Below are 24,642 nucleotides of genomic sequence, written 5' to 3' on the forward strand. Positions count from 1 at the left end.
CCGACGAAGGGCAGGGCGGTTCCGCCCCGGCGCCCGACTCTACGTCAGCCGCGTCGCCACGCGGTGACACCCGGTCACTTCGCCCACCGGTCCGCTCACTGGTCGGTCGGGTCCTTCCAGTAGTCCAGAGCGGGCAGGCGTATCCAGACGTCGGCGGGCCCGGTGACGGCTCGGGCGTCGGTGGGGTGCAGGCCGGCGAAGGCACAGGCGTAGGCGATCGCCTGGTAGTGGTAGAGGTACCCGGTGAGGACCTCCTCGGGGGTGTGACCGGGGAGGGGCCCGCCGCCGGGGTGGAGGTCCCAGTCCTCCGTGACGCCGTCGCGGTGGATGCCGCCCTGGTTCCCGCTCTTGGGATTGGCGTACATGCCGTAGCCGAAGGTGCCGGCCGTCAGCCGGGCCATGACGCCCGGGGTGGACGGGGTGTAGCCCCAGGGCTGGGTGACGATGCAGCCGCCGGGCACGGTCGTGACGCCGACCAGGAGCAGGCTGTCGTCCTGGTCGTGGTCGTACGGGTCGTCGAGGAAGTCCGCCATGAACTCCTCGCCCACCGGCTCGCCGGAGAGCCGCCGGACCGCCTCGGCGGCGTCGATGCCGGCCACGCAGGCGAGGCCGGTGCCCTCGTAGTGGAAGTCGCCGAGGTTCGCGAGGAGTCGGCGGGCGTTCCGGGCGGTGGCCTGCTCGGCCGCCGTCAGCCCGGGCTCCCCGGCCGGGACGGGGAACAGGTCGGGGACCGGCCCGGCCAGCGCGAGCCGACCGGGCGACCAGCCGCCGAGCTGGGGGCGCCAGGGATCGGCCCCGGCGGCGGCCAGGGCGCGGGCGTTGTCCGGCCGGCCGGCGAGGACGGCCTCCCACAGCGCCGTGGTCCCGTCCTGCGGCGCGTCCACGTCCGCCACCTGGCCCGCGAGTTCGGTGATCACCTCGGGGGACCCGTAGGACGCGGCCCGGTGCAGGGGCCGCTGGCCGAAGCCCCAGTCCTCCGGGTCGGCGCCCGCGGCGAGGCGCGCGCGGATCTCCTCGGCGTCCCGCCAGCTGTCCCAGGTCACACCCGCCCAGCCCGTCATCGTGCCTCCTGTGCCCTGTGCCCTGGGCCCTGTGTCCGTGCGTCCGGTTGTCGGCGGCCACTCCGCCCGGTGGCTGCCGGATGCTGCTCCGTACACGGAAGCACACGGGTCCGACAATGCAGCAGGCAAGGCCCTGCCCGGCCCCGCCTCCCGCAGGCCGCGGACGCGGCTGCGCCGCGGTCCGTCCCCCTCGACGGATCGCGGCGCAGCGGTTCTGGGGGTGTCAGGCAGGGTGGCCCGGGTGGGTCACAGCTGCTGCCAGAGGGCGGGGACGATCGGCGGTTCCCAGCCGACCTGGGCGGTGTGGCCCTGGATGCAGCGGTAGCTGACGCCGTTGTAGGTGACGACGTCGCCGGCCTGGTAGGTGGTGCCGGGGGTCCAGGCGTTGCCGGGTTCGGGGGTTCCGCTGCCGACGACCAGGGTGAAGCTGGTGGTGTGGGTGGCGGAGCCGGTTCCGGTGACGGTGATGCTGTAGGTGCCGGCCGCGGTGCTGGTGGCGGTGGCGACGGTCATGGTGGCGGAGGCGCCGGACTGGACGGAGGAGGGGTTGAAGGAGACGGTGACACCGGCCGGGGCGCCGGAGGCGGTCAGGTTGACCGTCTGGGCGGAGCCGGAGGTGGTGGCGGTGGCGACGGTGGCCGTGGCGGAGGCGCCGGGCTTGACGGTGGCGGTGGCCGGGTTCACCGAGACGGAGAAGTCGTTGGCCGGGGTGGTGCCGCCGACCGAAGTCTTCCAGATGGTGTAGGCCACGCCGTTGGCGTTGCGCTTGAGCACGGTGGCGTCGACGTTGGAGGTGGTGTCGCAGGACTGGTGGTAGCAGGAGTCGTAGGACTGCCCGGCCGATCCGCCCCACTTGGCGGCCTGCGCGGAGGTCTTGACGGCGCTGGCGCCGGCCGCGTAGCCGGAGGTCGGGACGCCGGCCTGCTGGAAGGAGTAGTCGTCGGAGCGGCCCACGCCCTCGACGTTCTCCTCGGGCTGGAGGTTGAGCGAGTCCCAGTAGGCCTTCATCGGCGCGGAGGCCGCGGCGGTGAGGTTGTTGATGAAGTAGCCGGCGTTCGGCGAGCCGACCATGTCGAAGTTGTAGTAGGCCTTGATCGCGGAGCGCTGGGTGGAGCCCAGCTGGCCGACGAAGTACTGGGAGCCCTGGAGGCCCTGCTCCTCACCGGTCCACCAGGCGAAGCGGACGTGCCGGGTGAGGGTGGGGTTCTGCTGGGCGAGCGCGAGGGCGTTCTCCAGCAGGACGGCGGAGCCGGAGCCGTTGTCGTTGATGCCGGGGCCGGCCGAGACGCTGTCCAGGTGGGCGCCGAGCATGGTGACCTGGTCGGACGGGCCGCCGGGCCAGTCGGCGACCAGGTTGTTGGACTGGTAGGTGCAGGAGGTGCAGGTCTGCTCGCTGACCTGGAAGCCGGCCGCCTGGAGCTTGCCCTTGATGTACGCCAGGGACTGGCTGTGGCCGGCGCTGCCCGCCCGGCGGTTGCCGCCGTTCTGGTTGGCGATGGTGTTCAGCTGGGCCAGGTCGGCCTGGATCTTGGCCACGTCGATGTCCGGCGCGGGGCCGCCGGGCGTGCCGCCGCCGCCGACGGTCAGGGTGTACTGGGCGGTGTGGGTGGCCGCGCCGGCGGTGCCGGTCACGGTGATCACGTAGGTGCCGGCGGGGGCGCCGGAGGAGGCGGCCAGGGTCAGCGTCGCGGACCCGCCGGTCTGCACGGAGGACGGGCTGACCGTCGCGGTGACCCCGGTCGGGGCGCCGGTGGCCGTCAGGCTGACGGTCTGCGCGGTGCCCGAGGTGACGGCGGTGGAGACCGTCGCGGTGGTCGACGAGCCGGGCTGGACGGAGCCGGCGGCGGGGCCGAGCGCGAGCGAGAAGTCGTTGTTGCCGGACGGCGTGCAGGTCGGGTCACCGCTCTGCGCGGGCACGCTGACGGCGTCCCAGGCGGCCTTGGTGCGGTTGAAGAAGGTGCAGCTCGGGTCGAGGTTCTTGGCCGCGGTCAGGGTGGTGGTGCGGTACCGCTTGTAGGTCATGCCGCTGGTCTTGAGCAGCATGCCGCCGTACCAGACCTGGCCGGCCTGCTTGACGCCGATGCCGGTGACGCTGGAGTTGTTGCAGGTCGGGCTGGTGGGCTTGCCGCCGCCCGGGTTGGAGCCGTTGGACAGCAGGTAGAACCAGTGGTTCAGCGGTCCGGCGGCCGCGTGCACCTCGGTGCTCGGGATCGAGGAGGAGTAGCAGTTCGGGTCGTTGTTGACCAGCGAGGGCTGGTAGAGGTTGCGGATCGGGCCCTGGCCGACCAGGTTGATCACGCGGCCGACCTGGTAGTCGGGGTAGTCGTACGGCGCGGGCTCGTTGTTGTACTCCTTGGTGAGCGCGCCGAAGATGTCGCCGGTGCCCTCGCCGAGGCCGTTCTCGTTGTTGGCGCCGCCGGGGGTGTACTGGTCGATGCCGTGGCCGAACTCGTGGCCGACGACGTCCTGGGCGGCTATCCACTCGCCGGCCTGGTTGTGGCCGATCGAGACGGAGCTGCCGTCCCAGTAGGCGTTGACGTCGTTGAGGCCCATCTTGATCGGCCAGCTGCCGCCGTTGCCGTCGTGGCCGTTGCGGCCGAGCCAGTCGCGGAGCATGTCCCATTCCTTCTGGGCCGCCCACATGGCGTCGCCGCAGCCGGTCTCCCGGCTGGACGGGTTGCCGTTGCCCCAGGAGTCGGAGGACTTGGTGAACACCTGGCCGGTGTCGTTGTCGGAGCAGGACAGGCCGGGCCGGCTCGGGTCGCGCAGCGCGTACGAGCCGCCGGAGTTGGTGGTGCTGATGGTCAGCGGGCCGGGGCCGTTCCACTTGCTGTTGACGGTGCCGGCCTCGACGTCGTCGTAGCTGTCGACGACCTCGCCGGTGGCGGCGTCGACGAAGACGTGCAGGTGGCTGGGCGCGGTCTCGGTGCGGCCCTTGAGCACGGTCTCCCAGGCGAGCCGGCCGGCGCCGTCCTTGACCCGGACGACCAGGCGGCGGGACTCGACCTGGTCGACGACGGGCAGCTTGGTCCGCGCGGTCTTCTCCGCGTTCGCCGCGCTGATCTGCGGGGTGATGGAGCCGCCGACCGGCCCGGTGGCGGCCGACTGGAGGCCGCGCACGGTGCCCTTGCCGTCGGCGAGCACCACGGCGTCGCCGCCGACCACGGGCAGGCCGCGGTAACTGCGCTCGTACGAGACCGAGTAGAGGCCGTTCAGCCAGGGGGTGACGGCCTTGCGTTCGTAGGTCTCGCCCGGTCCCTTGGCCAGGGCGTCGGTGCCGGCCGCGGCGGCCGCGTCGGCGGCGTTCACGGCGGCGGCCAGGGCGCTGGGCGGCGCGGGGGAGGGGGTGGGCGCGGCGGTGGCCGCCCCGGCGGTGGCGCCGATCAGGCCGGCCAGTACGGTCAGGGTGGTCGCCGTGGTGAGCAACCGTCCTGGGGAAACTCTGCGTTGCATCGAGGCTCCTCGCGAGTGGGGGTCCTCGACCGCGGACGGGAAAGGCTGGTGGGCGCACCGCGGGCCGCTTCTGGGGGACGGCCGTGCGGGCCGTCCGCGCTCGGGTGCCCGAACACTCACATGGCGTCATGCCCGGGTCAATGGCTGGTGCAGGCTCTGCATAGGGTTGGCAAATTCCGTCAAGGTGCGGCTGCCGTTTCGCGTCAAGCTGGGCTTTCCTGTCAGTGGTTGAGACCACCTCATGTACGGGAGGGGAGCCATCGAGTACCGTCCTCCTCGTCGGACTCGTCCCAGGGCCCCGCGTCGGGGGCGTACAGGGGGAGGACAGCCGTGTACCGGAACCGTTCGGCCCCGGCCTCGCCACCGGACGTCCAGCAGGCGGGCGCCTGGCGGGAGTTCGGCGCCCGGCTGCGGCACTGGCGGCGCCGGGCCGGACTCACCCAGGCGCAGCTCGGCGCGGGGATCGGCTACGACCACACCGCGGTCAGCAAGATCGAGCACGGCTCCCGCCGGGTCGCCCCCAGGATGGCCGAGCGGATCGACGAACTCCTCAATGCAAGAGGGGAGTTGGTGGCCGCCTGCCTGCGCGCCGAGACCGCCGGGCTGCCGCTGTCGGCCCCCTTCGCCCCCGGCCTGCTCCGGCCGCCGCTGCCCGGCGGGGTGCCGGACGGGGTGCCGGTCGGGTCCGAGTCCGCCGCCGTGCCCACTCCCGTCGAACCGGTCCTGCTCGCCCCGGCCCGGCTGCCGGACTACGGACTGCTCTGCCCGCTGCACGACGCCGAGGGCTGCGCCGTCCCGCCGCCGGGGGAACTCGCGCTCCTGTGCGAGGAGTTCCGTGCCGCCGACCCGGCCACCGCGCCGCCGCTGGACGCCGCCACCGCGCACGCCCTGGCCGGGCTGCTCGCCGCCCAGCTGCGGGCCGGCGAGACCGGCGCACTGGCCGGGCTGGTCGCCGCCGTCGAACGCACCCTGCACGTGGTGCTCGCCCGGCTGGCCGTCGCCCCCGCCGCCCAGCGCCGCCCGCTGGCCCGGCTGGCCGCCGAACACGCCCACGCCGCCGGGGCCCTGCGGATGCAGGGCGGCCGCAACGCCACCGCCATGGCCTGCTTCGACCGGGCGCTCACCTGGGCCGGGCTGGCCGGGGACCGGGCCACCCAGGTCGGCACGCTCAGCGACCTCAGCATCCTGGCCCGGCTGGACGGCGACCCGGTGGCCGCGCTCGGCTACGCCCGGGAGATCGACCGGGTCGCGCCCGGGCGGCCCTGGGCCGGGGCGATGGGCCGGATCAGCCGGGCCCGGGCCCGGGCCCTGACCGGGGACGTGCGCGGCACCGTCCGCGACATCGCGCTGGCCCGGGCGCACCTGGAGCACATCGACGCCCGGGATGAGGCGGACGTGCCGTGGCTGTCCATCGCCTCGATGCGGCTGCGGGTGGAGTCCGCCGCGGCCGCCGCGCTGCGCGACCTCGCCGCCGCGGTGGACGATCCCCGGCTGGCCCGGCGGGCGCTGGCGGCCACCGAGACCGCGCTCGGCCTGCTCGGGCCGACCCAGCTGCCGTCCAGTCGGCTGCTGTTCACCGTCCGGGCGGCCGACTGCCACGCCTGCGCGCACGATCCGCGCACGGCCGTGGACCTGCTGGCGCCCGCCCTGGAGTCGGTGCCGGTGGCCGCGCTGCCCGCGCTGGTCGGGCACGAGTTGCGCGGCCTGCGTGAGCGCCTCGCGCGGTACGGGCCGCGGACCGCCGACCGGTTGGCGGAGCTGGCCGGCTCCTGAGCCCCGCCGGCCCGCTCTCGGACGCTCCCGTCGGCCCCTGACGTGTGGTGGGCGTCGGAGGGGGCGTGGGCGCCGGACCGTACGGGAATCGCGCGCGCCGCACTCCGGCACGACCCGACCCGCCCTCGAATGCGCCCTGTTCACGCCGCCGATTTGTCAACTTCGTGTGCGGAGCTTCCTCCGATCGGGTTATTCATGGCGTTAACACGTCGAATGACTGACCCCGCCTGCGCCTCCCGCTAGAGTCTCTGACGTTTCCATTCGTTAGTCCGCGAAGAACTAGGGGGAGCGTGCTGTCAGCCATCGCACGCCGGCTCGCCCATCCGCTGCTGCTCCTGGGGGTGCTGTGCACTGCCGTCGCGACACTGCGCTTCCACTGGGCGCCCGACCAGGTCTCCCCGCTCGTGCTGATCGCCGTCATCTGCTACCTGGCGGTGCTGGAGCGGGTGATCCCGTACCGGACCGACTGGCACCCGAGCGGGCGTGAACTGCGCTGGTACGGCGTGTACTTCGTGCTGAGCATGGCGGGCGGCGGGCTGGCCCAGGGGCTGGTGACCACCCTGGTGGTGGCGCTCGGTCCGGCCCGTCCGGCGCTGCCGTTCGCGCTGGAGATCCCGCTCGCCCTGCTGATCGGCTCGCTCGGGGACTACCTGGTGCACCGCTGGTCGCACCGCAACCGCTGGCTCTGGCGATTGCACGGCGTGCACCACGTGCCGGACAAGGTGAACGTCGCCAACAACGGCGTCAACCATTTCCTGGACGTGCTGTTCGCCCAGTCCGTGGTCCAACTCCTGCTGGCGATGATCGGATTCTCGGCGGATTCGGTGTTCGTGGTCGGAATATTCGTGATGGCGCAGGGGTATTTCGTTCACGCCAACATCGACGTCCGGATCGGCTGGCTCGGCCACGTCCTGGCCGGCCCGGAACTCCACCGCCTGCACCACAGCACCGACCTCGCCGAAGCCGGCCACTACGCCTCCGACCTGTCGCTGTGGGACCACGTGTTCGGGAGCTTCACCTGGCGGCCCGGGCGGATCCCGGAAGCGGTCGGCCTCACCGACCCGGCCGCGTTCCCGACCACCGGAGAGCTCGGCGCCACCCTGCTGCACCCCTGGCGCCGGATGAAGACCACCGAGCAGTCCGCCTGACCCCAACGGCCCCCCGCGTCACCGCTCGTCGACCTCCCGCCCCGTTCCCACCCGCCCCCGTTCCCCTTGCCCCGTTCCCACCAGCCCCCCGTTCCGACCGGTCCCCGGGCAGCCGCCCCGCCCGTGCCCCGTGCCGTCCCCGCCACCACCCTCGGATTGGACCATGACCACCTCGCCCTTCGCCGTGCCCTGCGAACGGATCGCGATCACCGGCATCGGCTGCCGCCTGCCGGGACACGCCAACGACCACCGGACCTACTGGCGCAACCTGATCGAGGGCCGGGACTGTCTCACCGACACCCCCGCCGACCGGTACGACACCGGCACCCTGGGCAGCCGTGACCGCGCCAAGCCGGGGCGGCTGATCGGCGGCCGGGGCGGCTACATCGACGGCTTCGACACCTTCGACCCCGCCTTCTTCGGGATCAGCCCCCGCGAGGCCGCCCACATGGACCCGCAGCAGCGCAAGCTCCTGGAGGTGAGCTGGGAGGCGCTGGAGGACGGCGGGCTGCGCCCCGGCGCGCTGGCCGGGCGGGACGTCGGCGTCTACATGGGCGCCTTCACGCTGGACTGGAAGATCCTCCAGTTCGCCGACCTGGACTTCACCACCATCGCCGCGCACACCGCCACCGGCACCATGATGACGATGGTGTCCAACCGGATCTCGCACTGCTTCGACTTCCGCGGCCCCAGCGTCTCGATCGACACCGCGTGCAGCTCCTCCCTGGTCGCGGTCCACCTGGCCTGCCAGAGCCTGCTCCGCGGCGAGACCGAACTCGCCCTGGCCGGCGGCGCCCTGCTGCACATGGCGCCGCAGTACACGATCGCCGAGACCAAGGGCGGCTTCCTCTCCGCCGACGGCCGCTCGCGCGCCTTCGACGCCGCCGCCGACGGCTACGTGCGGGCCGAGGGGGTCGGTGTGGTGGTGCTCAAGCGGCTCTCCGACGCGCTGCGCGACGGCGACCCGGTGCACGCCGTGATCCTCGGCAGCGGCGTCAACCAGGACGGCCGCACCAACGGCATCACCGTCCCCAGCGCGGACGCCCAGGCCGCCCTGATCGAACGGGTCTGCGCCGGCGCCGGGGTGCTGCCCGGCAGCCTCCAGTACGTCGAGGCGCACGGCACCTCCACCCCGGTCGGCGACCCGATCGAGGCGGCCGCGCTCGGCCGGGTGCTCGGCATCGGGCGCCGCGAGGGGGAGCGCTGCTACGTCGGCTCGGTGAAGACCAACATCGGGCACACCGAGGCCGCCGCCGGGGTCGCCGGACTGATCAAGACCGCGCTCGCCCTGCGGCACCGCCGGATCCCGCCGCACCTCAACCTGGAGCGGCCCAACCCGGCCATCGACCTGGCCGCGCTGCCCTTCGACATCCCGACCGCCCCGGTCGACTGGCCCGAGCACCAGGGGCCGGCCCGGGCCGGCGTCAACTCCTTCGGCTTCGGCGGCACCAACGCCCACGTCCTGCTGGAGGAACCGCCGCCGCCCGCCCCGGTCGCCCCCGCCCGGCGACCGGCCGTCACGGTGCTGCCGCTGAGCACCCGGGACGCCGCCGGACTGCCCGAACTCGCCGCCGCCGTACGGCGGGAGATCGCCGCCGGGACCTGCCCGGCGGACCTCGGCCACACCCTGGCGCACCGCCGCGAACACCTGCCCGAGCGGCTCGCCGTGGTGCACACCGGGCCCGCCGACCTGGCCGAGGCGCTGGCCGCCCACGAACGCGGCGAGGACCACCCCCGGGTCGTCCGGGGCCTGGCCCGGGAGCGTCAACAGCGCCGACTGGCCTGGGTGTTCACCGGGATGGGCCCGCAGTGGTGGGGCATGGGCCGGGGCCTGTACGAGAGCGAGCCGGTCTACCGGGAGGCCGTCCGGGCCGTGGACGCCGAGATCCGCGCCCAGGCCGGCTGGTCCCTGCTGGACGAACTCGGCCGGGACGAGGCCGACTCCCGGATGGCCGCGACCTGGCTCGCCCAGCCCGCCAACTTCGCCGTCCAGCTGGGGCTCTCGGCGCTCTGGCGCAGCCACGGCGTGCACCCCGACGCGGTGGTGGGCCACAGCACCGGGGAGGTCGCCGCCTTCCACGAGGCCGGGGTCTACGACCTGGCCGACGCCGTCCGGGTGGTGCTCGCCCGCAGCTCGCTCCAGCAGCGGCTGGCCGGGACGGGCTCGATGCTCGCCGTCGGCCTGCCGGAGGCCGAGGCGGAGCGCCGGATCCGCCCGTACCGCGACCGGGTCTCGCTCGGCGCCGTCAACAGCCCCTCCGCGGTGACCCTCGCCGGGGACACCGAGGCGCTGCGCGAACTCGCCGCCGCGCTCGAAGGGCAGGGCGTCTTCGCCCGCCTCCTGGACGTCGAAGTGCCCTACCACAGCGTGCGGATGGACCCGATCCGGGCCGAACTCACCGCCGCCCTGGCCGGGATCAGGCCGCAGCGGGCCCGGCTGCCGCTCCACCTCACCGCCCGGGAGGGGCTCGCCCTGGGGCCCGAGCTGGACGCCGGGTACTGGTGGCACAACGTCCGCCACCCGGTGCGCTTCCGGGCCGCCGTCGAGCGGATGGCCGAGGACGGGCACCGGCTCTTCCTGGAGATCGGCCCGCACCCCGTGCTCGGCCACGCGATCCGCGAGTGCGCCGAGCAGGCGCACACCCTGCCGTCGATCCGCCGGCAGCAGGACGAACCCGAGCGCGTCGCCCGGACCTTGGCCGAACTCCACACCCTCGGCGTCGAGTTGGACTGGCACGCGCTGCACCCGGCCGGGCGCCCGGTGCCGCTGCCCGGCTACCCGTGGCGGCGCGAGCGCCACTGGACCGAGCCGAAGCCGGTCGAGCGGGTCCGGCTCGGGCAGCTCGACCACCCGCTGCTCGGCCGCCGCACCGCCGCCGCCCAGCCCACCTGGACCACCGCGCTCGACCCCGAGCGGCTGCCCTACCTGGACGACCACCGGATCGAGGGCCGGGCGGTCTTCCCCGCCGCCGGGTACCTGGAGATGGCCGCCCAGGCCGTCCGCGCGCTGACCGGCGGCAGCCAGGTCGTGCTGGCCGAGGTCGAACTGCACCGGGCGCTGTTCCTCTCCGACACCGAACCCGTGCCCGTCCAGCTCGGCTACGCCCCCGAGGACGCCCGCTTCACCATCGCCGCCACCCCGGCCGGCGGCGAACCCACCGTGCACGCCGGCGGCCGGGTCCGCACCGGCCAGCGCCGCTCCTACGGCCCCGCCGCCGACCTCGACGCGCTGCGCGAGCGCGGGCAGCACCTCGACGGCCCGGACTGCTACCGGCGGCTGGCCGAGCGCGGCTACGACTACGGGCCGGCCTTCCGCGCCGTCGTCGAGGTCTGGGCCGGGCCCGGCGAGGCGCTCGCCCGGATCCGCCCCACCGAGCGGCTCGGCCCCGGCGCCGCCGACCACCACCTCCACCCGGTGCTGCTCGACGCCTGCTTCCAGACCCTGCTCACCACCCGGCTGCACGCTCCCGGGGACGGCAGCGTCCGGCTGCCCGTCTCGATCGAGGAGGTCCGGCTCGACGCCGTCGGCGACCGCCCGATCTGGGCACATGCCACCGTCACCCGGGAGAGCGCCGAGGAACTCGTCGGCGACCTCGCCCTGTACGCCGAGGACGGCACCCCGCTCGGGCGGATCACCGGCTTCAAGGTCGCCGACGTCGCCCGGGCGGCCGCCTCGGTCGGCCTGGCCACCATCGACGGCTGGCTCACCGAACTCGCCTGGCAGGACGCCCCGGCCGCGCCGCACGACGCCCCCACCGGCGACCTGCTGCTGTTCGCCGACGCCGGCGGCCTCGCCGAACGGCTGGCCGCCCTGGCCGCCGGGCGCGGCGCCCGCTGCCACCTCGTCCGGCCCGGCCCCTCGTACGCCACCGGGGACGGCGGGACGACCGTACGGCCCGACTCCGCCGAGGACCTCCAGCGGCTGTTCGCCGAGCTGGACCCGGCCCACCGGACCGTCGTCCACCTGTGGAACCTCGACCTGCCCGCCCTGGACGCCCTCGACCCCGGCGACCCCGGGCAGCTCGACCGGCTCGCCACCCACGGCGCCTACTCGCTGATCACCCTCGCCCGGGCCCTGGCCGCCGCCCGCCCCGACGGCCGGCTGCACATCGTCACCCGCGGCACCCAGGCCACCGGCCCGCAGGACCGGGTCGAACCGCTCGGCGCCCCCGCCTGGGGCATCGGCCGGGTGCTCTGGCAACAGGAACTCGTCGCCCAGCGCGGCAGCCTGATCGACCTGGACCCGGCCCGGCCGGCCGCCGACCAGGCCGCGGACCTGCTCGCCGAACTCGCCGACCCGGCCGCCGCCCGCCCGGGCGACCGCCCGGCCGAGGCCGAGCAGGAACTCGCCCTGCGGGCCGGCCGCCGGCTCATCAGCCGGCTGCGCCCCGCCGAGGGCCTCACCCGGCCGCTGCCGCCGGTGCTGCGCCCGGACGGCTGCTACCTGGTCACCGGCGGGCTCGGCGCGCTCGGCCGGCTGCTCTGCCGCACCCTGGTGCGGCGCGGCGCCCGGCGGCTGGTCCTGGTCGGCCGCACCGCCCTGCCGCCGCGCGCCGACTGGCACGCCGTCGACCCCGCGACACCCGCCGGGGAGCGGATCGCCTTCCTGCGCGAACTGGAGGCGCTCGGCGCCGAACCGCTGCTCGCCACCGTGGACGTCACCGACGGACCGGCCCTCGCGGCCTGGCTCGCCGACCACCACCGGCGCCAACTCCCGCCCATCCGCGGGGTGTTCCACCTCGCCGGACAGGTCAGGGACACCCTGCTGGCGCAGATGGACCGGCCCGCCTTCGACGCCGGGTACGCCCCCAAAGTGGCCGGCGCCCACCTGCTGCACCGGCTGCTCGCCGACGAACCGCTCGACCACTTCGTGCTGTTCGCCTCCGTCGCCTCGCTGCTCACCACCGCCGGACAGACCAACTACGCGGCCGGCAACGCCTTCCTGGACGCCCTCGCCCACCACCGCCGGGCCCAGGGCCGGCCCGCGCTCAGCCTGGACTGGGGCCCCTGGGCCACCGGCATGATCGAGGAACTCGGCCTGGTCGCCCACTACCGCGACGCCCGCGGCATGAGCTCGCTGCCCCCCGAGGCCGGCACCGCCGTCCTGGAACGCGTCCTCGGGCAGGACCGTGCCCAGCTGCTGGTCGCCACCGTCGTCGACTGGCCCACCTTCCTCGCCTGGTACCCCGCCCCGCCGCCGTTGGTCGCCGAGCTCGCGGCCGGCGCCGCCGCACAGGCCCCGGCCGAGACCGGCGGCTTCCTGGACGGCTACCGCGCCGCCGACCCGCAGGCCCGCCGACAGCTGGTCGCCGAACGGTTCGGCGCGGCCGCCGCCGCCGTGCTGCGCACCGCCGTCGAGCGGATCACCCCGGACACCAGACTCGGCGCCCACGGCCTGGACTCGCTGCTCGCCATGGAGCTGCGGGCCCGGGTGCACGGCGAACTCGGCGTCGCCCTCCCGGTGGTGGCGCTGCTCAGCAACGGCAGCGTGGCCGACCTGGTCGAGCTGCTCACCGCCGGCCTGGCCGAGCAGCTCGCCGCCGAGGGCGGCCCGCAGCAGGCCGAGGTCGAACTCCACACCGACGAGGCCCGCTACCCGCTCACCCACAACCAGCAGGCCCTGTGGTTCCTGCGCCAGCTCCACCCGGACGGCTTCGCGTACAACATCGGCGGCGCGGTCGAGGTGCGCGCCGAACTCGACCCGGACCTGATGTTCACCGCCTTCGCCCACCTGGTCGCCCGGCACCCCGGACTGCGCGCGGCCTTCACCGCCGAGCAGGGCCGCCCCGTCCAGCGGATCCGCGCCGAAGCCGTCGCCGACACCGCGCTGTTCGACGTCGAGGGCCGCCCCTGGGAGGAGATCCACGCGCTGATCGTCCGCGAGTACCGCCGGCCGTACGACCTGGCCGAGGACCCGCTGGTGCGGCTGCGGCTGTTCCGGCGCGGCCCGGACCGCTGGGTGCTGATGAAGGCCGTGCACCACATCGTCTCGGACGCGATCTCCACCTTCACCTTCATCGAGGAGCTGTTCGAGGTCTACCAGGCGCTGCGCCGCGGCCGCACCCCCGAACTGCCCCCGGTGGCTGCCCGCTACCTGGACTTCCTCAACCACCAGAACCGCTTCCTGGCCGGGCCGCAGGCACAGCGGATGCTCGACTACTGGCGCGGCCACCTGCCCGCCGGGATGCCGGTGCTGGCCCTGCCCACCGACAAGCCCCGCCCGGCCGTGCAGACCCACAACGGGGCCTCCGAGTTCTTCCGGATCGACGAGGAACTGACCGCTCGGGTGCACGAGTTGGCCCGGGCGAACGGCGCCACCCCGTTCATGGTGCTGCTCGGCGCCTACTACCTGCTGCTGCACCGGTGGTCCGGCCAGCCGGACATCGTGGTCGGCAGTCCCGTCACCGGCCGCACCCAGGAGGAGTTCGCCTCGGTCTACGGCTACTTCGTCAACCCGCTGCCGCTGCACGTGAGCCTGGCCGGGGAGCCGACCGTCGCCGAACTGCTGGCCCGGGTGCGGGAGAGCGTCCTCGGCGGGCTGGACAACCAGGAGTACCCCTTCCCGCTGCTGGTCGAGCGGCTCGGCCTCCAGCACGACCCGAGCCGCTCCGCGGTGTTCCAGGCGATGTTCATCCTGCTCACCCACAAGGTCGCCGTGGAGCGCTTCGGCTACCGCCTGGAGTACATCGAACTGCCTGAGGAGGAGGGGCAGTTCGACCTCACCCTGTCCGCCTACGAGGACCGCGCGGACAACTGCTTCCACTGCGTGTTCAAGTACAACTCCGACCTCTTCGAACCCGGAACCGTCCAGCGCCTCGCCGCCCACTACCGCAATCTGCTGGACGCCATGACCCGGGCCCCGGCGGGCGAGCCGGTCGGCCGGCTGCGGATCCTGGACGAGGCCGAACGGCGGCTCGTGCTGGAGGAGTTCAGCGGCGCCGGACGGCGGATCGACCACGACGTGCCGCTGCCCGAGCTGATCGCCAAGGCAGCCGCCGAGCACCCGGAGGCCGTCGCGGTGGTCGTCCCCGGCCGGGACGGCGTCCGGCGGCTGAGCTACGGAGAACTGGACCGGCGCTCCCAGCGCGCCGCCGCCCGGCTGCGCGAACTCGGCGCCGGTGAGGGCTCGGTGGTCGCGGTCTGCCTGGACAAGTCACCCGAGCTGGTCACCACCCTGCTGGCGGTCTGGCGGGCCGGCGCCGCCTACCTGCCGCTCGACCCCGGGCACCCGGCCGACCGGCTGGCGCACCAGCTGGCCGACGCCGGCGCGACCCTGGTCGTGGTCGACGAACGGCACCGGGAGGCGGCCGACCTGCCCGCCCGGCCGGTCACCCCGGCCGACCTGGACCGGCCCGCGGCCGCCGCCGGGCCGCTGCCCGCCGCCGACCCGGACCGGCCCGCGTACCTGATCCACACCTCCGGCTCCACCGGGCGGCCCAAGGGCGTCCTGGTCCAGCACCGCCAGCTGGCCGCCGCCACGGCGGGCTGGCGGGCCGAGTACCGCCTGGACACCGAGGCCCGGGTGCACCTCCAGATGGCCGGCACCGCCTTCGACGTGTTCACCGGCGACCTCGCCCGGGCCCTCGGCACCGGCGGCACGCTCGTCCTGGTCGACCGCGAGCTGCTCTTCGACACCGCCCGGCTGTACCGGGTGATGCGCGAAGAGGCCGTGGACTGCGGCGAGTTCGTCCCCGCCGTGGCCCGCGCCCTGCTGGCGCACTGCGAACGCGACGGCCTGCGGCTGGACTTCCTGCGGCTGCTGGTGGTCGGCTCCGACTCCTGGAAGGCCGCCGAACACCACCGGCTGCGCGCCCTGTGCGGCCCGGCCACCCGACTGGTCAACTCCTACGGCCTGACCGAGGCCACCGTGGACAGCAGCTACTACGAGGGTGACGCCGAGGAACTGGAACCCGGCCGGATGGTCCCGATCGGGCGGCCCTTCCCGAACAGCGCGCTGTACGTCCTGGACCGCTACGGCGAGCCCGTCCCGGCCGGGGTGCCCGGCGAACTGTGGATCGGCGGCGCGGGCGTCGCGGCCGGCTACCCGAACGACCCGGCCCAGACCGAGCAGCGGTTCCGGGTCATGGACCTGGACGGCACGCCCCGGCGGCTCTACCGCACCGGCGACCTCGGCCGCTGGGACACCGCCGGCACCGCCCACCTGCTCGGCCGGATCGACAACCAGGTCAAGGTGCGCGGCCACCGGATCGAGCCGGGCGAGATCGAGGCCCACCTCACCGCCCGGCCCGAGGTCGCCGAGGCCTGCGTGACGGTCAGCCGGGACGGCGCGGGCGAACCCGCCCTGGCCGCCTACCTGGTGCCCGCCGAGGGCGTCACGCTGGACCGCCGAGAACTGCGCCGCCACCTCGCCGAGCACCTGCCCACCGTGATGATCCCCTCCTACCTCACCGCACTGTCCGCCCTGCCGCTCACCCCGAACGGCAAGGTCGACCTCGCCGCCCTGCCCGAGCCCGCCGTCGACACCGGCGGCGCGCGCCACGAACCGCCCGTCACCCTCTACGAGCAGCGGGTCGCCGCACACTGGCAGCAGCTGCTCGGGGTGCCCGAAGTCGGCCTCCAGCACGACTTCTTCGAGCTCGGCGGCAGCTCCATCCGACTGATCGAGCTGATCCACCACCTCCGGACCGAGTTCAACATCAGCATCCCGGTCGGCCTGCTGTTCAAGGTCACCACCCTGCACGGCATGGCCCGCACCGTCGAGCAGATCATCACCGGCGAGGTGGCCGGCGGCCAGCCCCACCTGTGGTTCAACACCGAAGCGCCCGAGAGCCGTACGGTCTTCTGCTTCCCGCCCGCGGGCGGCCACGGACTGGTCTACCGGCAGCTCGCCGCCGCCCTGCCCGGCCACCGGATCGCCGCCTTCAACTACCTGACCGGCGACGACAAGACAGAGCGCTACGCCGACCTCGTCGAGGAACTGCACCCGGCCGGACCGTACCGGCTGCTCGGCTACTCGCTCGGCGGCAACCTCGCCTTCGAGGTGGCCAAGGAGCTGGAGCGGCGCGGGCGCGCGGTCGAATCGGTGCTGCTGGTGGACGCCTACCGGGTCCTGGACGCCTTCGACCTGGGGGAGGAGCACGTGGCCGTCTTCGAGCGGGAGCTCCAGAACCACCTGCACCGCCACACCGGCTCCCGGATCGTCGCCCAGGAGACCCTGCACCAGGCCCGGGACTACCTGGAGTTCTGCAGCAGGACCCCCAACACCGGCACCGTCCGGGCCCGGCTGGACGTGGTCTGCGAGCGCGACCGGCTCGCCGTCCACACCGGCGGCGAACCCGGCTCCTGGCACGGCGCCTCCACCGGCGGAACCGTCGTGCACGCCGGGCACGGCAGCCACGCCGAGATGCTGGACGGCGAGTTCGCCGCCCGCAACGCCGAACTGGCCGCCACCGTCCTGGCGGGAGGCACCGCCGATGGCCGCCGCTGACCGCGGGCCGCACTGGCCCCGCCGGGAGCGGACCGCCGCAGGCCCGCCCCGGGTGATCGTGATCGGGGCCGGCCTGGCCGGCCTCGCCACCGGCTGCTACGCGCAGATGAGCGGGCTGGAGACCCGGATCCTGGAGAAGCACGTGCTGCCCGGCGGCTGCTGCACCGCGTGGTCCCGGCAGGGCTACCTCTTCGACTACTGCATCGACTGGCTGATCGGCACCGCCGAGGGCACCGGCGCCCACCAGGTCTGGAGCGAACTCGGCGCCCTGGACGGCAAGTCGGTGACCCACTTCGACACCTTCAACCGGGTCGTCGACGAACACGGCCGGGCCGTCACCTTCCACACCGACCCGGACCGGCTGGAGGCCCACCTGCTGGCCCTCGCCCCCGGCGACGCCGCGCCGATCCGCGCCTTCTGCCGCGACCTGCGCCGCTTCGTCGCCCTCGACCTGCCCTGGGACCTCACCCCGCCGCCGCTGCGCAGCACCGCCGAACGGCTGCGCACCGTGCGCACCGTGCTGCCCGCCTTCCGGCTGTTCTGGCGTACCGCGGCCACCCCGATGAGCCGTTTCGCCGAACGCTTCCAGGACCCCTTGCTGCGCCGGGCCTTCCCCACCATGTTCCTCCAGGAGCCGGCCGGCTTCCCGCTGCTGCCCTACCTCTACACCCTGGCGGCCGCCCACACCGGCAACGCGGGCTTCCCCCAGGGCGGTTCGCTCGGGCTGGCCCGCTCGGTGGAGCAGCGGTACACCCGGCTCGGCGGGGTGATCGACTACCGCTGCCGGGTGGACCGGATCCTGATCGAGGACGACCGCGCCGTCGGCGTCGAACTGCGCGACGGCACCCGGTACTTCGCCGACCACGTGGTGGCCGCCTGCGACGGACCGACGGTGCTCGACCGGCTGCTGCGCGGCCGCTACTCCAGCCCCGTCACCGACCGGCTCTACGGCGAGCTGCTGGAGAAACCCGGCAACCTCTACCCGGCGGTGGTCTCCGCCTTCGTCGGGCTGGACGGTCCGCTGCCGGCGGGCGAACCGCACTGCACCACCTACCTGTTGAGCCCGGCCGACGCCGCCCGGCTGCCCGGCTCGCTCCAGCAGAGCCTGGTGGTGCAGCTGCGCTCGAACTACGCGGAGGGCTTCGCCCCGCCCGGCAAGTCCGTACTGCACTGCACCTACTTCAGCGACTACTGGTCCTGGAAGGAGCTGCGGGTCCGCGACCGCCGCGCCTACCGGGCGCGCAAGCAGGAAGTCGCCGCGTTCGTCCGGGAGTTCCTGGACCGCGTCCACCCCGGGATCGGCGCCCGGATCGAACTGGTCGACGTCGCCTCGCCGGTGACCACCGAGCGGTTCACCGGCAACACCCGCGGCAGCATCCTCGCCTGGCAGGCCTTCTCCGAGGCCGAGGACACCGCCAACCGCCTGGTCAACCGGGACCGGATGCGACTGCCCGGCCTCGCCGGCTTCTCCATGGCCGGCCAGTGGGCCTCGCTGGGCGGCCTGATCCGGGCCGCCACCAGCGGCCGCTACGCCGCCCAGTACCTCTGCCAGGAACTCGGCCGACCGTTCCGGGCCTGGCCCAGCGAGGACCGCGAACCCTGGCACCCGGGCAAGTGGGGCCGGCTGCCGCAACTCGACCGGGCCACCGTCGGAGCACCGGACCGGGGAGCGGGCGAATGAGCGGCAGGCAGAGCATGGTCATCATCGGCGGCGGCCTCGGCGGCCTGTCCACCGGCTGCTACGCGCAGATGAACGGCTACCGCAGCCAGGTCCTGGAGATGCACGAACTGCCCGGCGGCTGCTGCACCGCCTGGGACCGCGGCGAGTTCACCTTCGACTGCTGCGTCAGCTGGCTGCTGGGCAGCGGTCCGGGCAACGAGATGCACCGGATCTGGCTCGAACTCGGCGCCCTCCAGGGCAAGCGGATGCGCAACTTCGACGTGTTCAACGTGGTGCGCACCCGGGACGGCCGGGCGGTGCGCTTCTACTCCGACCCGGACCGGCTGGAAGCCCACCTGCTGGACCTCGCGCCCGAGGACGCCCGGCAGATCCGGCAGTTCTGCGCGGGCCTGCGCAAGTTCCGCCTGGCGCTGACCCGTTACCCCTTCCTCAAGCCGGTCGGGCTGATGGGCCGGTGGGAGCGCTGGCGGATGCTCGCCTCCTTCCTGCCGTACGTCAACGTGATCCGGCGCTCCATCTCGGTGCTGATGAGCGACTACTCGGCGCGGTTCCGCAGCCCGCTGCTGCGCGAGGCGTTCAACTTCGTGCTGTACGAGAAGCACCCCAACTTCCCGGTGCTGCCGACGTACTTCCAACTCGCCTCGCACGCCGGGCAGTCCGCCGGGGTGCCGGAGGGCGGCTCGCTGGGGCTGGCGCGCTCGGTCGAGCAGCGCTACCGGCGGCTCGGCGGGGAGATCACGTACAACGCCAAGGTCACCGAGATCCTGGTCGAGCGGGACACCGCCGTCGGGGTGCGGCTGAGCGACGGGCGGGAGGTGCGGGCGGACGTCGTGGTGGCCGCCTGCGACGGCCGCACCACCATGCTCGACCTGCTCAAGGGCCGCTACCTGAACGACACCTACCGCCGGCTGTACACGAAGACGCTGACCGAGCCGGGCATGGTCTTCCCCGGCTACCTCACCGTCTTCCTCGGCCTGCGCACGCCGTTCCCGGCGGGCGACCCGTGCAGCACCTACCTGCTGGAGGAGGAGTTCGCGGCGCGGCTCACCGGCATCCGGCACCCCAGCATCAACATCCAGTTCCGCAGCCGGCACTACCCCGAGCTGTCGCCCGCCGGGACCACCGTCGTCTACGCCAGCTACTTCTGCGACATCGCGCCCTGGCGCGCCCTGAGCACCGGCCCCGAACAGGCCGTCCGGCAGCGGCGCGGCGAGGAGCTGCACACCCTGCCGGTCGGCCGGGGCCGGGAGTACCAGCGGGAGAAGCGCCGGGTGCGGGACGCCGTCATCGAGTTCCTGGACGGCCACCACCCCGGGCTGCGGGAGGCGGTGGCCGTCAAGGACGTCTCCACCCCGCTCACCCAGGTCCGCTACACCGGCAACTACGACGGCACGGTGCTCGGCTGGCAGCCCTTCGTGGAGGGCGGGGAGACCCTGGAGGAGGAGATCAAGCGCAACGGCCCCGGGCTGCCCGGCCTGGCCAACTTCTACCTCTCCGGCGTCTGGGCGACCACCGGCGGGCTGATCCGCGCGGCCGCCGCCGGCCGGCACGTCGTCCAGTTCATCTGCCGCGACGACGGCCGGCCGTTCACCGCCGAGGTGGACGACCACGCTCCGCCGCCCACCCTGATCACCGACCCGGTCGGCCCCGACGACCGGCAGTTTGGAGTCACCTCGTGAGCCAGTCCGTGAACGAATCCGTGAGGACCGCGGCATCCGTGCTGACCGCCGGGAAGGTGCGGATCGAGAAGTGGGTCGTCCGCGCGCACGTGGACGGGGTGCCGGACGTCGACCGGATGTACGAGAAGGTCGTCGAGGAGGTGGACGTCCGGCTCGCCGAGGACGAGATGCTGCTGCGCACGCGCTGGGTGTCGGTCGACCCGTACCTCCAGGGCATCGCGCTGGACACCCCGGTCGGCGACCACATGGGCGCCGACTCGATCATGGAGGTGGTGCGGGCCGGACCCGCCGCGCGGTTCGCCGTCGGGGACCTGGTGCAGGGCTTCGGCGGCTGGCGCAGCCACGTGATCGGCAACGGTGCCTCCTGGCTCTGGCAGACCGGCACCTTCCCGATGGTCTTCCCGGCCTTCCGGCGGCTGGACCGCGCCGACTACGACGAGCAGCTGCCGGTCACCACCGCGCTCGGCCTGCTCGGCGGCCCCGGGATGGCCGCCTGGGGGACGGTGGAGAAGTTCCTGGACGTGCGCCCCGGGCTGACGGTGCTGGTCAGCGGGGCCAGCGGCGCGGTCGGCTCGGTGGTCGGCCAGCTCGCCCGGCACCGCGGCGCCCGGGTGATCGGCACCACCGCGACCCCGGCGAAGGCCGCCCGGCTGCGGGAGCTGGGCTTCGACGCGGTGCTGGAGTACCGCGACGGGGACGACCCGGAGCGGCTGGCCAAGGAACTCGCCCAGCTCGCCCCGGACGGCATCGACCGCTACTTCGACAGCCTCGGCGGCACGCTCACCGACACCGTCTTCGGCATGCTCTCGGTGGACAGCCGGGTCGCGGTCTGCTGGCAGTGGGGCAGCCAGGTCGGCGGGGCCTGGGCCGGCCCCCGGCTGCTGCCGATGATCATGTTCCCGCGCACCGTGATCCGCGGCATCTTCGCGCTGGAGTGGTTCACCGAGGAGAACTGGGCCGCGCTGCGCCGGGACCTCGGCGCCCTGGTCCGCAGCGGGGAACTGCGCTACCAGCAGACCGTCCACCGGGGCTTCGACAGCATCCCGGCCGCCTACCGCAGCCTGTACGTCGACCGCTCGGCGAGCCGGGGGAAGGTGCTGGTCGAGCTGTGAGCGGAGCCGGAAGGGCCCCTCGGCCTGGCGGGGCCGAGGGGCCGGTCTGCGGGGTCGGGGGTGCAGGCCTGACGGTCCGCGGGCCCCGGGTCAGCCCAGGGTGAACCAGGTGCTGCGGGACTTCTTCCACTCCGGGTGGGTGAGGTCCTTGGCGTCCGTGCCGTCGCCGTAGAGGTCGGCGGAGCCGTTGTCGGTGATCAGCTGGACGCGAGCGCCCGGGGCGTCGAGGTCCGGCAGGTCCGGGGCGGCCTCCCAGGCGCCGGCGTCGCTGGTGGGCAGGTCGAGCAGCTTGACCGGCTTGGAGCCCGGCCGGCCGTCCCAGCGGTAGAGCGCGTACGGGGCGGAGTTGTCCTCGGCCGCCCAGGAGCCCGCCACGATCACGTACTGGCCGAGGGCGTTGCGGCGCAGGTCGCGGACGGACAGCCCGCCGAGGTCCAGCTCGATCGGCTCGCCGATGGTCGCGTGGGTGCCCGAACCGCCGAACAGGGACGAGAAGTTGGTGACCGGCACGAGCAGGGCCCGGCCGCCGGTGACCGCCGGGGTCAGCGGGGCGCGGAAGCCGACGTACGCCGTGGTGGAGCTGCCCGGGGCGAACTCCAGGCCCTCGACGTTGAACCCGTCGACCTGCTTGGGCGCCTGGCCCTCGGCGGCGCCAGCCGCGAAGCCGTAGCGGTCGCCGTGGGCGCTGTCCCACGCGATCAGGTCGTCGCGCAGCCCCTGGTAGGAGCCGGTCAGCGACAGCTGGGTGTCGGCGCCGGAGCCGGTCACCCTGGTGGTGAACAGGGTGTGCCGGTCGGGCTTGACCTTGCCGTCCTTGTTGTTGCCCAGCGAGCCCGTCCAGTAGATCGTGTCGCCGACCCGCGCGGCGGCCTCGATGTCGATCTCCTTGCTGACGCCGAGCGCCGAGCTGAAGTCCCAGCTGCGCACCGGGGCACCGGAGTTGTTGCGGTCGTAGAGCCGCAGGGTGTTGGACTCGTCGTCGCCGACCAGGACGTAGCCGCCGCCCGCGTCCACGGCGGCCGAGGCGTCGCTGGAACCGGTCAGGTAGCGGCTCGCGGCGGAGTTGCGGACGGCGGCCGAGGCGGCGTAGTGCAGGGTCCGGGTGGCGGTCTTGCCGCCCAGGCCGGTCACCTTGACGGTCAGGTCGGTGTAGCCGACGCCCTGGGCGGTGACCGCCAGGGTGCGGGTGGCGCCGCCGCCGGTCACCGTCACGTCGCCGGTCCGGGCCACCGAGGCCTTGGTGCTGGCCGAGGCCGCGACCGTCAGCGCCGAGGCGGGGGCGCCGCTCTGGGCGACCGTGACGCCCACCGTCGGGTCGCCGGTGGCGCCCACCGCGCCGGACAGGTAGCCGGCCGAGAAGGTGATCGTCGGAGTGCCGTACGAGGCGGCGGCGGAGGGTACCGCCGGGAGGGCGAGCACCGGGACCGCCGCGACGGCGACGGCCAGCGGCAGCAGACGACGGGGGGAAAGGAGCACGGGACTACCCTTCGACGCGGGGGAGTTGGTGCGGGGACGGTGGGGCGGAGCAAGCCTGCTGTGCGTGGGCGAACGCCGACCCTACGTCAGCGAACGTCCCGACGAACAGCAGGCTTCCGGCCTTGCTCGTCCGGACTTCGTTCCCCCGTGCGCTAGCCGGTGATCCCGGCGGTGCGCAGCCGGCGCTCGACCTCCTCCCAGGTCGGGGTGACCGGGGCGGTCGGGCGGCTGCCCATGCCCTTGTCCTTGAACCCGCTGGAGGTGGAGACGCAGACCACCGGACCGTCCGCCGGGGCCTCGGCGCCGAGGCTGCGCAGCCCCGCCAGGCCGGCCGCCGCGGACAGCTCGGCCCACAGCCCGGCCCGGGACAGCTCCCGCTGGGCGTCGGCGAGTTGGCGGTCGTCGACGGTCAGCGCGGCGCCGCCGCTCCCGTTCACCGCCAGCACGCCCCGGTAGCCGCTCACCGGGGAGGCGATCGAGTACGCGTTGCTCGGGCCGACCGTCACGTGCGCGGCCGGGGCGCCCTCGGCGATCGCCCGGTGCAGCGGACCGGAGGCCGCCGACTCGCAGGCGTAGATCCGCGGCACCCGGTCGGCCAGGCCCAGCCGGCGCAGCTCGGTGAAGCCCTTCCAGACGCCGTAGAGCAGTTCGCCGTACCCGGTGGGGACGAACACCGCGCTCGGCACGCCGACGTCCTGGAAGATCTCGTACGCGACGGTCTTGTAGCCCTCGGGGCCGAAGGCGTGGCCGGTGTGGGTGGTGGTCAGGTTGCTGACCGGGTGCAGGCCGAAGCGCTCCACCACCTGGCGCAGCAGCGGCCAGCGGGACTCCCACGGGACGGGCAGCACCACGGCGCCGTAGGCGTTGAGGAAGGCGTCCACGGCGGGCGGGGTGTCCGGGCCGGTGAACACCACGCAGGGCAGCCCGGCGCGGGCGGCGTACGCGGCGGCCGAGGCGCCGTGGTTGCCCGAGGAGGCCACCGCGATGCCGGGCGCGCCGACGCCGACGGCGGCGCTGGTGGTGCAGCGGTTCAGCCGGTCCTTGTGGCTCCAGGTCGGGTTGCGGGACTCGTCCTTGACGTACACGCCCGGCCCGAGCTCCACCAGCGGGGTGGCGCCCTCGCCGAGGCCGGGGGCGAGCAGCGGGGGCAGCAGCGGGGCCCAGCGCTCCAGGCCGGCGCGGGCCCGCACGGGCGCGAACAGGGCGGCCGGGTCGGCCTTGTCGTAGGCGTAGTCGACCTCGACGGGGTAGGAGACGTCCTCCGTGCTGGTGCGCGGGCAGCCCGAGGTCAGCGGGGGCCAGAGGGGGTAGTCGAGGGTGGGGTCGCCGAGCGAGCGCTGGCCGGTTGCGAGGGAGTCGGAGGTTGCCATGTAAGCAGCCTAGGTGGGCTTCGGGTGCTACCGGGCGGGTTTTTGAATCTTGTTCGGCGGGGGACACTGTCGGGGATGTCCGAGGATGTCCGAGGACGGACAACGGGCGGAGCGAGGGGAGCGGGATGGACAGCGGGATACGGGCGATGGTCGACGCGGTCGACGAGGCGCGGCGGCAGCTGCGGGAGAACGCGCTGCCGAAGGCGAAGGACCGGGGGCGGGACAAGGTCCCGGCGGTGGAGGCCGCCGTGATGCTCGGGGAGCTCGCCGACCTGGTGGAGGTCGCGGGGGAGCTGGCGGCGGCCCTCTCCGACCGGATGGCCACGCACGAGAGCCCCGAGTTCTACCGGCTGGCGGGAGTCCGGCTCAGGGACGAGGCGGGCCACCTGCGGGAGGCCGAGCAGAGGGTCGCGAAGCGGGTCGGCTGAGGGGGCGAGCGGC

11 protein-coding genes are annotated in these 24,642 nt (G+C 74.1%); 7 read left to right on the forward strand and 4 right to left on the reverse strand.

All coding sequences use genetic code 11. The features are described 5' to 3' along the window. Positions 1–95: 95 nt before the first annotated feature. Both ACFC1T_RS32055 and ACFC1T_RS32060 read right to left on the reverse strand, forming a co-directional pair. Positions 96–1,061 (reverse strand): ankyrin repeat domain-containing protein, encoded by a 966-nt coding sequence (locus ACFC1T_RS32055; RefSeq protein WP_375894422.1) that lies wholly within the window; start codon positions 1,059–1,061, stop codon positions 96–98. Positions 1,062–1,307: 246 nt separating this feature from the next. Beyond that, positions 1,308–4,514 carry a M28 family peptidase gene (locus ACFC1T_RS32060; protein ID WP_375894425.1) on the reverse strand — a complete coding sequence of 1,069 codons (3,207 nt, stop codon included), beginning with the start codon at positions 4,512–4,514 and terminating at the stop codon, positions 1,308–1,310. Between the two features lie 330 nt (positions 4,515–4,844). Between ACFC1T_RS32060 and ACFC1T_RS32065 the strand changes: the two genes are divergently transcribed. The 6 genes from ACFC1T_RS32065 (at position 4,845) to ACFC1T_RS32090 (ending at position 21,355) form a co-directional block, all read left to right on the forward strand. Continuing rightward, on the forward strand, positions 4,845–6,287 hold the full coding sequence (locus tag ACFC1T_RS32065; protein WP_375894428.1) for a helix-turn-helix domain-containing protein: 1,443 nt from the start codon (positions 4,845–4,847) through the stop codon (positions 6,285–6,287). A 290-nt stretch (positions 6,288–6,577) separates the two neighbouring features. Beyond that, complete coding sequence (locus ACFC1T_RS32070) at positions 6,578–7,435, forward strand: sterol desaturase family protein (RefSeq protein ID WP_375894431.1); 858 nt, start codon at positions 6,578–6,580, stop codon at positions 7,433–7,435. 163 nt (positions 7,436–7,598) lie between these two features. After that, positions 7,599–16,883: an amino acid adenylation domain-containing protein gene (locus tag ACFC1T_RS32075; RefSeq protein ID WP_375894433.1), complete on the forward strand. Its 9,285-nt coding sequence runs from the start codon at positions 7,599–7,601 to the stop codon at positions 16,881–16,883. Next, positions 16,870–18,564: a phytoene desaturase family protein gene (locus tag ACFC1T_RS32080; RefSeq protein ID WP_375894436.1), complete on the forward strand. Its 1,695-nt coding sequence runs from the start codon at positions 16,870–16,872 to the stop codon at positions 18,562–18,564. The genes ACFC1T_RS32075 and ACFC1T_RS32080 overlap by 14 nt, the downstream gene beginning before the upstream one ends. 14 nt (positions 18,565–18,578) lie before the next feature. Beyond that, positions 18,579–20,243 (forward strand): phytoene desaturase family protein, encoded by a 1,665-nt coding sequence (locus ACFC1T_RS32085; RefSeq protein ID WP_375894451.1) that lies wholly within the window; start codon positions 18,579–18,581, stop codon positions 20,241–20,243. 56 nt (positions 20,244–20,299) lie between these two features. Further along, complete coding sequence (locus ACFC1T_RS32090; RefSeq protein ID WP_375894453.1) at positions 20,300–21,355, forward strand: zinc-binding dehydrogenase; 1,056 nt, start codon at positions 20,300–20,302, stop codon at positions 21,353–21,355. A 90-nt stretch (positions 21,356–21,445) separates the two neighbouring features. Here ACFC1T_RS32090 and ACFC1T_RS32095 read toward each other — a convergent pair whose 3' ends face one another. After that, positions 21,446–22,801, reverse strand: a complete 1,356-nt coding sequence (locus ACFC1T_RS32095) for a hypothetical protein (RefSeq protein WP_375894454.1) — start codon at positions 22,799–22,801, stop codon at positions 21,446–21,448. 182 nt (positions 22,802–22,983) lie between these two features. Next, positions 22,984–24,201, reverse strand: a complete 1,218-nt coding sequence (locus ACFC1T_RS32100) for a pyridoxal-phosphate dependent enzyme (protein WP_375894438.1) — start codon at positions 24,199–24,201, stop codon at positions 22,984–22,986. Positions 24,202–24,326: 125 nt separating this feature from the next. On the opposite strand from ACFC1T_RS32100, the gene ACFC1T_RS32105 reads away from it, so the two are divergent. Then, positions 24,327–24,629, forward strand: coding sequence for a hypothetical protein (locus ACFC1T_RS32105; RefSeq protein ID WP_375894441.1), 303 nt, complete (start codon positions 24,327–24,329; stop codon positions 24,627–24,629). Positions 24,630–24,642: the final 13 nt, after the last annotated feature.

This window comes from Kitasatospora sp. NPDC056076, from assembly GCF_042266305.1.
In the GTDB taxonomy this organism is placed as follows: domain Bacteria; phylum Actinomycetota; class Actinomycetes; order Streptomycetales; family Streptomycetaceae; genus Kitasatospora.

What these genes read in the sequence shown, in the direction of transcription:
- ACFC1T_RS32055 (WP_375894422.1), bottom strand. Translation starts at nt 1,061, where the DNA reads ATGACGGGCTGGGCGGGTGTGACCTGGGACAGCTGGCGGGACGCCGAG.
- ACFC1T_RS32105 (WP_375894441.1), top strand. Translation starts at nt 24,327, where the DNA reads ATGGACAGCGGGATACGGGCGATGGTCGACGCGGTCGACGAGGCGCGG.
- ACFC1T_RS32080 (WP_375894436.1), top strand. Translation starts at nt 16,870, where the DNA reads ATGGCCGCCGCTGACCGCGGGCCGCACTGGCCCCGCCGGGAGCGGACC.
- ACFC1T_RS32085 (WP_375894451.1), top strand. Translation starts at nt 18,579, where the DNA reads ATGGTCATCATCGGCGGCGGCCTCGGCGGCCTGTCCACCGGCTGCTAC.
- ACFC1T_RS32060 (WP_375894425.1), bottom strand. Translation starts at nt 4,514, where the DNA reads ATGCAACGCAGAGTTTCCCCAGGACGGTTGCTCACCACGGCGACCACC.
- ACFC1T_RS32100 (WP_375894438.1), bottom strand. Translation starts at nt 24,201, where the DNA reads ATGGCAACCTCCGACTCCCTCGCAACCGGCCAGCGCTCGCTCGGCGAC.
- ACFC1T_RS32075 (WP_375894433.1), top strand. Translation starts at nt 7,599, where the DNA reads ATGACCACCTCGCCCTTCGCCGTGCCCTGCGAACGGATCGCGATCACC.